The 13,482-nt window shown below is 44.1% G+C and carries 13 protein-coding genes; 4 read left to right on the forward strand and 9 right to left on the reverse strand.

Annotated elements, in window-relative coordinates:
• Nucleotides 1-477, reverse strand: a 477-nt coding sequence (locus LYNGBM3L_RS34775) for a calcium-binding protein (protein ID WP_008181541.1), incomplete at its 3' end; no start/stop codon positions are given.
• A 1,024-nt stretch (nt 478-1,501) separates the two neighbouring features.
• A complete protein-coding gene (locus LYNGBM3L_RS33790) occupies nt 1,502-2,875 on the reverse strand; it encodes a calcium-binding protein (RefSeq protein ID WP_008181546.1) in 1,374 nt (457 codons plus the stop codon).
• A gap of 1,158 nt (nt 2,876-4,033) precedes the next feature.
• On the opposite strand from LYNGBM3L_RS33790, the gene LYNGBM3L_RS08840 reads away from it, so the two are divergent.
• Both LYNGBM3L_RS08840 and LYNGBM3L_RS38085 read left to right on the forward strand, forming a co-directional pair.
• Nucleotides 4,034-4,924 (forward strand): NB-ARC domain-containing protein, encoded by an 891-nt coding sequence (locus tag LYNGBM3L_RS08840; protein ID WP_008181548.1) that lies wholly within the window; start codon nt 4,034-4,036, stop codon nt 4,922-4,924.
• Entirely contained in the window at nt 4,846-5,397 is a 552-nt protein-coding gene (locus LYNGBM3L_RS38085) for a hypothetical protein (protein WP_131826912.1), read from the forward strand. Before LYNGBM3L_RS08840 ends, LYNGBM3L_RS38085 begins: the two co-directional genes overlap by 79 nt.
• A gap of 256 nt (nt 5,398-5,653) precedes the next feature.
• On the opposite strand, the gene LYNGBM3L_RS08845 is transcribed toward LYNGBM3L_RS38085, so the two are convergent.
• The 4 genes from LYNGBM3L_RS08845 to LYNGBM3L_RS08860 form a co-directional block, all read right to left on the reverse strand.
• Nucleotides 5,654-6,832 (reverse strand): calcium-binding protein, encoded by a 1,179-nt coding sequence (locus LYNGBM3L_RS08845; protein WP_008181550.1) that lies wholly within the window; start codon nt 6,830-6,832, stop codon nt 5,654-5,656.
• A gap of 712 nt (nt 6,833-7,544) precedes the next feature.
• On the reverse strand, nt 7,545-8,408 hold the full coding sequence (locus LYNGBM3L_RS08850) for a calcium-binding protein (protein ID WP_008181555.1): 864 nt from the start codon (nt 8,406-8,408) through the stop codon (nt 7,545-7,547).
• A gap of 474 nt (nt 8,409-8,882) precedes the next feature.
• Nucleotides 8,883-9,107 (reverse strand): hypothetical protein, encoded by a 225-nt coding sequence (locus tag LYNGBM3L_RS08855; RefSeq protein WP_008181557.1) that lies wholly within the window; start codon nt 9,105-9,107, stop codon nt 8,883-8,885.
• 29 nt (nt 9,108-9,136) lie between these two features.
• Entirely contained in the window at nt 9,137-9,796 is a 660-nt protein-coding gene (locus LYNGBM3L_RS08860; RefSeq protein WP_008181559.1) for an ester cyclase, read from the reverse strand.
• A 167-nt stretch (nt 9,797-9,963) separates the two neighbouring features.
• Between LYNGBM3L_RS08860 and LYNGBM3L_RS08865 the strand changes: the two genes are divergently transcribed.
• A complete protein-coding gene (locus tag LYNGBM3L_RS08865; RefSeq protein ID WP_044492507.1) occupies nt 9,964-10,518 on the forward strand; it encodes an FAD-dependent oxidoreductase in 555 nt (184 codons plus the stop codon).
• Nucleotides 10,519-10,661: 143 nt separating this feature from the next.
• On the opposite strand, the gene LYNGBM3L_RS45570 is transcribed toward LYNGBM3L_RS08865, so the two are convergent.
• Together LYNGBM3L_RS45570 and LYNGBM3L_RS08875 are read right to left on the reverse strand one after the other, a co-directional pair.
• The gene (locus LYNGBM3L_RS45570; RefSeq protein WP_008181562.1) at nt 10,662-10,889 is read right to left on the reverse strand and encodes a PEP-CTERM sorting domain-containing protein; all 228 of its coding nucleotides are present in this window, start codon (nt 10,887-10,889) and stop codon (nt 10,662-10,664) included.
• A gap of 57 nt (nt 10,890-10,946) precedes the next feature.
• Nucleotides 10,947-12,386, reverse strand: coding sequence for an RNA-guided endonuclease InsQ/TnpB family protein (locus LYNGBM3L_RS08875; protein WP_229414406.1), 1,440 nt, complete (start codon nt 12,384-12,386; stop codon nt 10,947-10,949).
• Nucleotides 12,387-12,444: 58 nt separating this feature from the next.
• On the opposite strand from LYNGBM3L_RS08875, the gene LYNGBM3L_RS08880 reads away from it, so the two are divergent.
• The gene (locus LYNGBM3L_RS08880; protein ID WP_008181567.1) at nt 12,445-12,642 is read left to right on the forward strand and encodes a hypothetical protein; all 198 of its coding nucleotides are present in this window, start codon (nt 12,445-12,447) and stop codon (nt 12,640-12,642) included.
• A gap of 101 nt (nt 12,643-12,743) precedes the next feature.
• On the opposite strand, the gene LYNGBM3L_RS08885 is transcribed toward LYNGBM3L_RS08880, so the two are convergent.
• Nucleotides 12,744-13,091, reverse strand: coding sequence for a hypothetical protein (locus LYNGBM3L_RS08885; protein WP_008181569.1), 348 nt, complete (start codon nt 13,089-13,091; stop codon nt 12,744-12,746).
• Nucleotides 13,092-13,482 lie beyond the last annotated feature (391 nt).

Raw genomic sequence — 13,482 nt, forward strand, 5'->3', positions numbered from 1 at the left:
ACCTGAGCCCCCAAACAGACAATCGTGACCTGAGTCGCCAGAGAGAACATCATTACCTGAGCCCCCAAACAGAAAATCGTTACCTGAGCCGCCGATAAGAATGTCATTTCCCTCTTGACCAAAGAGAAGGTCATTGCCCTCAAGTCCTATAATGATGTCATCTCCCTCAAGTCCCAGGATTAAATCGTTGTTGCTAGTACCCAATAAAAAGTCAGGATTGGGAGTACCAAAAATCAACTGAAAAGGCCCTGAGATTTTAGTTGTCGATGATAAAGTCTGTAAGTCTGAATCATCGGAAACTAACTGTTGTATTTGATTAACACTTAACTGAGTCAGAGTAGGATTGTTAGGAGGTAAAATGGGGCTAGGAACTTCCTGATTCAGGATAGATTGTGGCAGTGAGTTGATTGACTCTAGTTCGGATTCTGGAATTAGGCCGGATGGTAAGTTCTCAATTGTATCTATGAACGTAGCCATGGTAAATTTACTCCTGTTTTTTTCAAGATTTTAATTAGGTATCTATAAAAGCTATCCACCTGGATTTGGATAATTATGCAAAAAGCGTAATATTTTTTTTCTAGAAGGGAATTTTATGGTACTTATGTACTACAAAAACGGCGAAACAGCGTATAAGCAAGGATTTCAGCAAATTTAAAAATTTTATTTGAGAAATAAAAATTACCCCAAGTTATTGACAAAAGTCATAACTTGGGGTAATTAAATCAGTCTGTAGGGTGGGCAGTGAACCAGACCAATTCACCAAGCCCAAGCCCATTGCTAGGCACTGCCCACCAAACGATTAATCACAGTTGATGTCGGGTGGGCAGTGAACCATACCGATTCACCAAGCCATAGCCCATGGCTAGCCACTGCCCACCAACGGATTAATCACAATTGATGTCGGGTGGGCAGTGAACCAGACCAATTCACCAAGCCCAAGCCCATTGCTAGGCACTGCCCACCAAACGATTAATCACAGTTGATGTCGGGTGGGCAGTGAACCATACCGATTCACCAAGCCATAGCCCATGGCTAGCCACTGCCCACCAACGGATTAATCACAATTGATGTCGGGTGGGCAGTGAACCAGACCAATTCACCAAGCCAAAGCCCATTGCTAGGCACTGCCCACCAAACGATTAATCACAATTGATGTAGTTGATGTAGGGTGGGCAGTGCACCAGACCGATTCACCAAGCTAGCGATCGCATTGCTAAGCACTGCCCACCAAACGATTAATCACAGTTGATGTCGGGTCCGCAGTGAACCATACCGATTCACCAAGCTAGCGATCGCATTGCTAAGCACTGCCCACCAACGGATTAATCACAATTGATGTAGGGTGGGCAGTGAACCAGACCGATTCACCAAACTGGCCAAAGCCCATTGCTAAGCACTGCCCACCAAAGGATTAATCACAGGTTGATGTAGGGTCCGCAGTGAACCAGACCGATTCACCAAGCCAAAGCGCATGGCTAGGCACTGCCCACCAAACTAATCGTTATACAAAGGTCAAATCCCCTTGGTTATAGCCACCAGACACAATAGCAATAATGTCAAAGCTGAAATTAGGCGCGATCTTCTCAACAGAGTCCAAACTACTATCCCCTATGGTCAGCTGAGATTCAACACCTAAACTCTTACCTCCAGCAATATCATTAGCAATCTGTTCCACTGAAGCAAGACTTTTATCAGAAGAAGAGAAGCCTTGATTGACAGCGATAAAGTTTGATGCAAAGGTATAGTTGAGCCCTGACTTGAGTTGAATTTTATCCGTACCGGATTGGAAATCCTTAAGTAGAGCGTAATCATTCAGACCCAAAAATCCTCCACCACCGACATAGTAAGGATTCTTGCTATCTCCCATCACAAATTTATCAGCACCAGCTCCTCCGGTTAAGATATCAATTTCATTAATACCTGGCTGTTTACTGTTGGGATCAACACCTACGATGGTATCATTACCACCGCCACCAGTAATATTGTCACTTCCGGCACCACCAGTAAGTTGATTACTGTTGTTATCACCAATAATGGTATCGTTGCGACCAGCACCTTTGACATTCACAAAGTTTTGGACAGTGCGATTAAGAACTGGACCATTAACAACATTAATCTGTAAACTGTTCTGTTGCAGATTTACGTTCACAGAGGCACCAGTACCAGCAGAAGAGGCATCAATCGTATTAGCTTGACCGGCATCCCCAATAATCGTCTCCACTCGGATCAGTGTATCCTGACCAAGACCACTTTTGTTAACGATTCCGGTGGGTAAAAGAGTAATAGCTCGACCGAGACCAGTGTAATCGACGCTATCGTTGCCTTCCTCTCCATCCAGGACATCATTACCACTACTGCCAATGAAATGGTTTTTGCCAGTTCCCCCAAATAGAGAGTCATTACCAGAGCCACCATCCAAGATATCATTACCAGAACTGCCAAACACAAAGTCGTTACCTGAGCCGCCAGACACAAAATCGTTACCTGAGCCAGCGATAACAATGTCATTTCCCTCTTCACCAAACACAAGGTCATTGCCACCAAGTGCTATAATAATGTCATTTCCGCCACGTCCTAAAATTAAATCGTTCTTGTTAGTACCCACTAAAAAGTCAGGATTGGGAGTACCAATAATAAAGTTAAAAGGCCCTGAGATTATAGATTTCGAGGATAAGCTTTGTACGCCTGACTCATTGGGAACTAACTGTTGTATCTGGGTCAAATTTAACTGAATCGGTGTACCAGCAGACTTAGATAAATCGGGGCTAGGAACTACCTGATCCTGAATAGATTGTGGCAGTGACTTGATTAAATCTAGTTCGGATTCTGGAATTAAGTTGGATAATTTCTGAGTTTCAGTTACTAAGGTAGCCATGGTGAATTTACTCTTTTTTTTGGTATAAATCCACCCTAGCGATCGCAGCAGCTATAAAATACCTAATGGTGATTAGGATTTGATTAGGTTTTAGGATTAGGTCAAGGAGTATAGCCTTTATCAAATAGGTGAAGTACACAATAGCAAAGGGAACAGCGGATCTGGGAACAGCGGATCTGGGAACAGGAAAAGGAACACGTAAAAAATAGGTGTGTGTAGCTCATTAATATGAGAATCGCTCTAGTTATTAATTATTAATAATTGTTTATTGTGACTTGTTACTTGGCAGCACCAGCTTGACCAAAAAAAATATATGTAAGCATTCAGCCGTCAGCCGTGGGCTTTTAGCCCACGCTACGCGAACAGCTGACGTAACAAAGATTAAACGAATGCTTACTTGTTTTATTTAAAAGCTCAAAGCTGATAGCTGAGAGCTGATAGCTGAATGCTTACAAATATATAGCGTTAATCCTACTTATGAGGTAGATTTAATTTTCTTACCCCGACTCCCTCGGTGCGCTTTCCGCATCTAATTATTAAATTCGCCACGGGTCGCACCGCTCCCGACTCCCGCGCAACCCCAAGGGCTAGGTACCTCACCCAATTGAGAACTGCTATGGTACCCCTAACGGGTACTGTCAACTTTTCACAAATCAAGTAAACTAGACTTATCAGTCAATCGGTTATCGGGGGTGTTTAGTTTAGGAATTAAATTAAATTAAACCTAAATTAAACCGAATTTACCTGATAATTACAGCTCTTGAATGGTAAGATTAACTTAGCTTAAAAAAAACAATTTAGCCTTACAAATTTAGGGGGTGCATCTCATTTTTGCTGTTTGATCTAGTGGTGCGTTACGGGACGGACTTTCCCAACACTGGCTACCGATAAAATGAGGGCGAGCCCGTCTTATCACGCACCCTACCCAACTTTTTTACAAATATGAGATGCACCCAATTTAGGGACAGTAATCAGGGTAATTTGCTTACGTAGAGATGTAACAAAAACTGATTTTTTCAAACAGTATAGTTATCAGCATCGGGGACATCTACGTTTTGCAAATATATCTAGTAAACGCTCCCAATAGCTACCTTATTGATTAGTTAATTTATTAGTTGATAGGTAGCTATTTCGTGAGCTTGATTAGGATTCCCTACTATGAAATCTAACACCAATCGATTTGAAGATGAACTGTTTATCAAAGCAGCCAAGCTGTGGAATTTAGAAAAGTTGTATACAGAACTAGCTCATAAAAAAAACATTGCTACAAATAGGGAAATCAAATTGACCCCAGTGGAAAAAGCATGCTTAAGAGGTTTGCTGTGCGGCTATCCTCCTAAAAAAATTGCTGCTGCTCTCCATTGGAGTTGTGGCTCACTTAGCGTTCAACTCACTAAAGGTTTGTATCGGTATGTAGAAAGCTTAACTAATCGGAAATCGAACACCCTAAAAAGTTGGAGAGATATCTCTATATGGCTGGAAGCCGCTGGATACAAAACTCCCCAGCAGTCCCAAGATTGGGGTGAAGCACCACAGATTTCTGCATTCTATGGACGCACTAGGGAACTGAACACCCTTAAGCAATGGATTAGTCTCAAGGGAAGCCAATTGGTAGCAATACTTGGGATAGTAGGCGTTGGCAAAACATCGTTAGCTGCCAAGCTAGCACGAGAGATTCAGGAGGAGTTTGATTATATTATTTGGCGATCGCTATCCTCTGCCCAACCCCTGAAGCAACTGCTGGCACAACTGATTCCATTCCTATCTCACCAGCAGTCATCGGAGTTACCAGAAGACATCAACCTGCTCATGTCTCACTTTCTAGAGTGTTTACGAGAGCATCGCTGTCTAGTAATACTCGATGATGCTGAACAGATTTTAAGCCGTGGCACTTTAGTTGGAAAGTATCAAGCCGGATATGAGGATTATGGTCAACTTTTTAGAAGAGTAGCACAAGAAAGACACCAAAGTTGTTTGCTCCTAATCAGTTGGGAACCACCGCTAGAAATGGAGTTATTGGAGAAAAAAACTATTCCACTCGTTCATTAACCCTAAACGGTTTACCAACAGAAGATGCTCGGAAACTATTAGCAGCTAATGGTTTGTCTGAACAAGAGCAAGACATGGAACTCATTAAACGTTATCGAGGCAATCCCTTAGGGTTAAAGCTGGCTGTGACAACGATTAAAGACTTTTTTTTTGGTAGTGTATCGGAATTTTTAAGTTGGGAGGAAATGATTGTTCCTGAGCCAATGAGAGCAATGTTAATCGAGCAATTGAATCGGTTAGATGAGTCAGAGAAGAAGGTGATCGCCTATCTAGCTAGGAATCCTACCCCCATTTACATTAAACAATTGCGCCATAGTATTAGCTTAGACTATAATTCACAACTTATTTCAGTTTTACAGTCTTTGGAAAGGCGCTCACTAATGGAAAAAATTTCCCACAGTAATCGCACATTTTTTACTATAATTCCTGTAATTAGGACGGTGATTAATCAGCATGAAGGTTGTTTGCTGTAGGGGTTCGGTCTAGGGTAGGTTGAAGGTTGAAGGTTGAAGGTTGAAGGTTGAAGGTTGACTGTCAACCTTCAACAAAAAACGACTATAGCAATTCTCATCACCAGTGAGGTACACAGGATTTGTTCCCTACTCCCTACTCCCTGCTCCGAAGTCCCTGCTCCGAAAGCGCCCCGCGTGGCCCACGGCCTCAGTCCCTAAAATCCAAAATGTACCTCACCGAATTGATAAATGCTAGATAAGTTAACTTTTAATTAACTTAAAATACCTCAAAGTCTGTGAAATCTACCGAGGTGCTGGTGTCGATTGTAGCAAACTGAGCTCCGCTTCCCAGACCACCTGCACTGCCATTCTGGTTGTAGAATAGACCGCCGGTTTCGCTGTTGTAGACAATCAAAGCACCACTACTTTCTACCTGGCTATTATCAGATACAACCGCCCATTCACTGCTATCTAAGCCCCCACTGGAGGTACCAGTGAGCGCAGTGAAGGTGTCCTGTTCCAGACTAATTTTGTCTTGACCTCCGATAAAGTTAGTAATGCTATCGAGACCCAAATCGCTTGAATTGAAAGCTACTCCACTGTCAAAAGTAAAGGTAGTAATACCGTTGCCACTGATTAGGACATCATTACCATCTCCACCAACCAGATTGTCATCGCCATCACCTCCAATCAGAGTGTCATCGCCAGCATCTCCAATTAGGTTATCATCACCAGCTCCGCCAACCAGGCTATCATTGCCAGCATCACCCCTGAGGTTGTCATCACCGGCTCCGCCAATCAGGGTGTCATTGCCATTACCTCCAATACCAAGCAAAGGTAACACAGCATTGGTTCCATCGAGAAGGTCATTACCATCACCGCCGTTAAAGACTACCAGCTGTACATCAGTACCGGACAAGTCATTAACAGTTAAGGTGTCATCACCCCCAAGACCATTGATCTCAAACTGTTCTACATCATTGACATTCAGGTTGAACAGACCGAGATTCAACCGCTCAAAGCGTACCCTGGGGCCATTGGGGTTGAGGGCAAAGTTATCTCCGGCACCATCTGCGCCATTCACTTCTACTACATCAAAGCCAGCACCCCCTTCCATGATATCGCTGCCATCACCGTCATTCCAAATCATTCGGTCATCACCATCTCCGCCATTGATATTGTCATCACCGCGATCGCCAATCAGGGTATCATTGCCTTCACCACCATCTAGAAGATCAATACCATCACCACCGCTTAATAAATCATTACCAGCTCTGCCATCAAGTAAATCTTCCCCAGCAGCCCCTGCCAGGATGTCATTGCCATCACCCCCATCAAGAAGGTCATTGCCACCCAAACTTAGTAAGGTATCATTGCCAGCACCCCCGATCAGGTTATCGTCATTGTTGTCTCCTGCTAGAAAGTCATTACCTGGACCGCCGATTAATGTATTCATGAAAGTTGCTCCTGAATTTTGTCTAGGTTGTAATAGGTATCTATAAGAGCTATCCACCTATGTTTGGGTAATTATGCAAGAAGCCTACTATTTTTTTTTCTCTAGAAGTTAACTTACTATGTACATATGTACTAATTAGACGTCGAAACCGCCTATACGCAAGTATCTCACCGAATTGATAAATTCTATTTTAGAAACAAAAATTACCCCAAGTTATTGACAAAAGTCATAACTTGGGGTAGCGTCTGAATCAGACAAGTGAATCAGACAATTGGGGATTTAGCGTACCCATTCACCCACATCCCCTGTCCCATTTAGGTTCATGTAGGGTGGGCAGTGCACCAGACAGATTCACCAAGCTGGGCTTTGCCCGTTCCTAGGCACTGCCCACCCTAGGATTAATCACTGTCCCATTTAGGTTGATGTAGGGTGGGCAGTGCACCAGAAAGATTCACCAAGCTGGCCATAGCCAAAGTAAGCACTGCCCACCAAACGATTAATCACAATGGTTCGAGTACTCAGGTTGATGTAGGGTGGGCAGTGCACCAGAAAGATTCACCAAGCTGGCCATAGCCAAAGTAAGCACTGCCCACCAAACGATTAATCACAATGGTTCGAGTACTCAGTTTAACGGAGAGGAAGAAAAGGGGGAAACGGGCCAGATCAAGGAGATTTTAACTAGTCAGTTATTTCCGAGACGGTGTACTAGTCGTTATACAAATATCAGATCCCCTTGGTCATAGCCAGGAGAAACTATAGCAATAACATCAAAGCCCGAACCAGAATCGAGAGCGATAAAGTTGGAACCAAAGGTATAGTTGATGCCTTGCTTGAGTTGAATTTTATCCGTACCAGATTGGAAATCTGTAATTAGAGCGTAGTCATTGAGACCCGCAGGTCCTCCCCCCCCGACATAGTAAGGATTATTGCTATTTCCAATCGCAAATGTATCAGCACCAGCTCCTCCGGTTAAGGTATCAATTTCATTAACACCTGGATTGTTACTGCTGGGATTTACACCTACGATGGTATCATTACCTAAGCCCCCAGACAGAGAGTCGTTACCTACACCGCCAGACAGAGAGTCGTTACCTACACCGCCAATCAGGGTATCTTTACCAGCTCCGCCAATCAGGGTATCTTTACCAGCTCCGCCAAGCAGACTATCATCACCAGCTCCGCCAACCAGGCTATCATCACCAGCCCCGCCAACCAGGCTATCATTGCCAGCATTCCCCCTGAGGGTGTCATCACCAGCTCCGCCCATCAGGGTATCTTTACCAGCTCCGCCAATCAGGGTATCTTTACCAGCTCCGCCAACCAGGCTATCATCACCAGCCCCGCCAACCAGGCTATCATTGCCAGCATTCCCCCTGAGGGTGTCATCACCAGCTCCGCCCATCAGGGTATCTTTACCAGCTCCGCCAATCAGGGTATCTTTACCAGCTCCGCCAACCAGGCTATCATCACCAGCCCCGCCAACCAGGCTATCATTGCCAGCATTCCCCCTGAGGGTGTCATCACCAGCCCCGCCCATCAAGGTATCGTTACCTGGACCGCCTATTAATACAACCATGAAACTTACTCCTGAATTTTCAGAGAGAGATGGTAAGTAGGTATCTATAAATAGTTACATACCTCTATGTCGAGAATTATACAAGAAGCCTACTATTTTTTTTTCGTAAAAGTTAATTTTATTTACAAAACCTCCTAAGAGAGGGACTTTCAGCCTCCAAAAGAAGTCCTCAAACCTGCTTCAAGACTTCTTTTTTGCCAGTGTACAGCAATCACAGACCTGAATAGATGGGGTAATCAGGTAATGGGGTGATCGGGTGATGGGGGATAATCTACCTAACCTGATTTCCATATAACTGAGATCTTGCACCAGTACAAAAAAACTTAATAACGGAAGTGATAACAATCAATTTCAGCACTGAAATAGTCAAATCTTATCACTGTTCCCAGATCCGCTGTTCCCTGTTCCCTAACTTGACAGGTAAATTTTAAACTTGGTGCAAGATCTGAGTATAAGCGATTAGCCCTAAGCAGGCTAGGCTTCGGGAACCCTTGAGGCAACAATGGGGGATACAGGCTTTGAGCAACTACGGTAGATTAAGGCTTCCAGGGTTACGTCGAACTCAGGTGAGATTTTATCGAATTGAAAGTCTGGGAAAAAGCCCTTGGCCAAAGCCCACGCTACGCCCATAAGCTGAAAGCTGAAAGCTGTTCGCACCTCAAGCAGCGTGGCCACAGGCCAAGGGTGGGCGTAGCGCATTAGCTGAATGCTTACGAATTATTTAAATTTTAAGAGTGGAAGGGACAGCCTGATGTTAATTGCTTGAGAAACAAACTGTTATCGAAGAAATGCTCCAAGGAGACAATCTTCAAGTCTTCAGTAACCCGAGCAATACTGATGCCAAAAACTTCTATAGTTTCTCCTGTGGGTTCATGGCCTTTAAAGGAACCGCTAAACGTCCCCCAATGCCGCCACTTAAAGGTGACATTAGGAGGTGCGGAAAGCACTTCCATCAGTTCCCAGAGAAAGCCATTAGGAAAAGCCTTATGGAAAATTTCTATGGATGATTCAAAGGTTTCTTCTGTGGAGCGATAGTGTTCCGTATCCCCAAGAAATACGTTGTATGTTCCGATATCAGCAACAGTCTGGGCATTGTACTTTGGTCCACCGTTAGTGCTCATCCGAAACTGGTCGGCAACAATAGACAACCACTGTTCAGGATTAGCTTTATAGGAGGCTTCCATCTCGAAGGTTCTGACTAAGTTTTGAGCGATCGCTTCCAAAGACCCCTCTGGATGATTAAATTTACTCCCTTTCTTAAGAAATTGATTAGTTTGGGCATAATCAGGGCGTTTGCCCTCTCGCCATTCAACCCCAGCATCATTGGCGATAACTGTATCTCTTTGCTGCACCCAAAGAGGCAATCCTGTGGACTGACTATTACTCATTGAAGTATCTCAGTTCAATTGATTAGAATTCCTCAACAATTTTGCTAAATTGTCTTCTTGTTACCATGGCAAGTACATAAAAATTAAACTATTTGAGAGGATTGTAATAGTACACAATAAAATGAAATATTAAAATAATCAAATAATGCAATAATCACTACAAACTAATGACTACTAGAGGTCTTAATCGCCGTAAATTCCTGGGTCGGATGGCTCAGTCTGCCCTAGCCACCCTCGTGGTAGGACGAGCATCTAAACAGATTGCTGCATCTGCTTCGATTAAGCCCACCTCAGTAGTGGTGATCGGTGCTGGTCTTTCCGGTTTATATAGCGCGTTGCTATTAGAGGCAAAGGGGATTTCGGTAACGGTATTGGAAGCACGCGATCGCATTGGTGGTCGTGTCAAGGCTGAACTGAAGCGAATTCGCCCTGCTACTGAAAGTAATGTGGAGATAGCCCGTGTGGTTTCCTGGGGTAGTGATCCTTATGCTCAGGGAGCTTATGCTCACTTTGCCCCCGGACAAATTCGCGGATTTCAGGACAAGATGGCTAAACCCTGGAATCGAATTCACTTTGCTGGGGAACATACTGCGATCGCATCTCCTGGAATGGAATCAGCGTTGGAATCAGGGGAGCGAGTTGCTGGAGCGATGCAGCGCGGTCTTGGGGGTTTCCCCCATGAGCGACTGCATCAAGAAGAGATTTTGGCTCGTGTTGTCTGAAAAAGTAAAAAGGGCAAAGAGGGGGTGGTGCGTTACGGGGCTCGGTTTTTTAACACTGGGAACCGATAAAATCAGGCCGATCCCGCCCCTAACACACCCTACGCCACTTGCTAATTGATGAAATAATTGACAACTATTGAGCGTTAACCGTCAACGGTAATTTTTTGTCGTTTGCTAATAATCAAAAGTGCGATCGCACTGATCAAAATCAACATCCATACCTCTGGTTCAGGAACACCGGAAACAGTAAAGGGATTAGACGGCTGATTCAACTGTTCTTCCCCAGTTTCCACCTCTCGGTCAAAGCGATCGCTCGACGCTTCTGCTTCTTTGAGCATCCTTCGTTGCTCATCATTCACCAGCACAATCATGGATGAATAGGGACTGACAATGTCTTGACATCTCCCCCGGTTGAAACACGGGGGATTCTATGAGGTTGTGAAGTCGCAGCGGTTTTCCCGTGCGACTATCGCCGTTCGCGCAGCGTGGCCTACGGCCAAAGGCGACGCTTCGCGAACACAGCTCATTCGGTATGATTTTTTAAGATACTTAAAAATGTCATAACGATGTGGGAGTGTCAAAGCTCCCCTACCCATCTTGGTTAGATCGAGACCTAACTGTTTGGCTACTTTCCTAGTAATATTTCCTGCGCCGTTGCAGTCTGCGTTAACTAGGTATCCTTTTGCAGTCTTGTAGAGTCCACGTCTTACTCTTTTTCCCGAAGGTTGCCATCCACTGGGTTTTTCACCGTGCTTAGGTAATGGATCTTCGTCTAAGTACGACGCCTTACTCGTATAAGACTCTTCGGTTACTGTCAACTTAATGCCATATTCAGGGCACATTTGTTTCAGTCTTTGAATCAACCTCTTCGTGGGGATTGCCACAAAGTTTTGATTACCTCTGCGACCCATATTGATCGAATCTTTTTGCCGCTCATTCCATCCAATCACAATATTTCCAATGCGATCGCTGAGGCAGCGGTTAATAATAAAGCGAGCGGTTTTGTTGACTGCATCCCGCATTTGGTTATTTCGTTTCCGCTGCACCCGATCAAGCTTGCTATCCCAATAGAACTCAGGTTTTCCTGTTTTATACTTTGCGACCAGGCGAGCATAACCCTGGTTCATTGACTTCAGCTTTCGACCGTCAATGATTAAACTCTTCCCATGAGTTGAGACGCCGGTTAGCCAATTATCCCCACCATGATCGAAGCTCCATGCTTGAGAATAATCAAGATTTGGGTTGTTTTCTACTGGTTGCTTCTCATCGTCTATAACCCAATTGATCCATAGCTGCCCTAAATATGGTCGAACGGTTACCTCTTTAACCCAATCTGGGTCAACAAAGGCTGGTGGATCTAAGACTACGTCACAAATTAATTCGGGTTTAGATTCTTTGCTAACCGATGGGTAGAACAAGCCTTGTTTGTAGGTAAGAGCCTGTCTAGGAAAAGTAACAGCAGCCAATCCTCCTTTTTTGCGATACCTAGGAAGCCTTGGCCTATCAACTTCTCCTTTGTAGTATTTACTAACTAATTGGTTGTAACCAGTTAAAGACTCTCCCACTGACTTTAAGGTCTGTTGAGCTGACTGAGCAGCCATAGCCTTATAGTGTGGACTCATCTTGAGAGCTTTGTCTAATTCAGGATATCTTACCGCACATTTATAAGTCTTCCAGCCAAACTTGAGGGTGTCGTCACGCCAATAAGTGTTGTAGGCTTCAGGTTGTTCGCGCAACCAATCATAATGCTTGTTTTTTACATAATAAATAGCGCAATTTATTAAGCTGTTTGCTTGTCGGCATTGAAACAACCAAAAACCTTTCTCTTCATCTGAAAAAGTCGCCTTTACTGGAATCGTCCTATATATATGACATCAACTCCTTGTCTTGCTAGATTATTATTAGTATACTTTAGGGTTCTAGACAATGTCAAGTACTGAAGATCGAAAAACTAAAAAACGAATGAGAGGAATACCAGTCTATTACGATGAACTAAAAAAGCAGCACGGCGTCTTTTTGACCGATACCGCCTGGAAGTGGTTACAGCTTTCAGCCAAAGACTCTGGAAGTAGTGTGGGGGAGTTTCTTGAGCGCTGGATCAGGAGTGAGATAGACAAAGCTTAAGAGGGACACGGCGGGGTGAACCCCGTCGCGTCCGTTTCATCCCCGGTCATTAGACACAGGGTTCTCACGTTCCCGGATGTTTTGATAGCCATCCGCCACACTTACCACCGATGACCCCAAGGCTTCTTGAGTAAATTGAGTTGTGGGATATACACCAACCACCTGAATGCGATCGCACTAATCCCAGACCCTAACATTAGCAACAGCGGATAGAGTCTTAAGGTGGGAGTTGCTGACACAGTTATAATTAAGCGATCGCGCCATAGCTGTACCAAACAAGCCATGATCACAACACCGATTAGCATCAGATTTAGCAGTGATGCATACTTAAATGACTCAAATAGCCATTGCAGTGCCCAGATATTACCCAAAAGCCAAGCCACTACCAGCACGATGGTGCTGGCGAGGTTTTGACCTCTGGGGGGATCGGAATTCATCCCAGCTGTCATAACAAGTTTCTCCTTCAGAGAAATAAAGTGTGCTAAAAAGGACTATCTATCGGGAGCTATCACTTATGCAGAGCATTTATAAAAAAGCTATAGCCCTCTCATGGGTTTTAGCTTGCTGTGATCGTACATATAGCGTTTATAGGATTTATGAGGTACGCTTCTCAACCTCATGGCATAGAGAATTGCTATAGTTCATAGGTTCTAAAAATTTGACCTGATCCCTATCTACCTGATCGAACACAGTTATTTATTGGTAATTTGTAGTTAGTAATTGCTTATTTGGAATTGCTAATTATTAATTGGTAAAGGTTCCCACAATTATCCATAACTCTTTTATAATTACCGTTTACCCTACGCTAATTTCTCCAGAGTTAAGCCAGTAGCCCTTCAA

It is taken from the genome of Moorena producens 3L (assembly GCF_000211815.1).
Taxonomy (GTDB): Bacteria; Cyanobacteriota; Cyanobacteriia; order Cyanobacteriales; family Coleofasciculaceae; genus Moorena; species Moorena producens.